This window comes from Lacinutrix chionoecetis (genome assembly GCF_053604665.1).
The window spans coordinates 1-296 of the sequence record NZ_JBSHNQ010000003.1 but is presented as its reverse complement, the minus strand read 5'-3'; the positions used below and the strand labels follow the sequence as shown (position 1 = coordinate 296).

The window sequence follows — 296 nt, the reverse complement described above, 5'->3', positions numbered from 1 at the left end:
ACAACAGACGATGCAACAGTGATTACCTTATGTCAAGGTGATACAACTATTGCACTTGTCAAGTCTGGAATCTTTAACGACGAAGATCAAGACAACTGTACTAATGTTGATGAAACGATTACTTACACCTTCACTGTAACTAATACTGGTAATGTGTCTATTGATAACATCGTGCTTACCGATCCTTTATTAGAAGCTCCTAACCCAGTGGTTGCAATCGTATTTGCTTCTGGTGATACCGATGGTGATAACGAATTAGATCCTACGGAAACATGGACTTACACAGCCAACTATGC

1 protein-coding gene is annotated in these 296 nt (G+C 39.5%); it reads left to right on the top strand.

Features of this window, described 5'->3' with window-relative positions; translation table 11 throughout:
* A partial coding sequence (locus ACVC43_RS00015; RefSeq protein WP_452222522.1) for a DUF7507 domain-containing protein occupies positions 1 to 296 on the top strand: 296 nt, incomplete at both ends.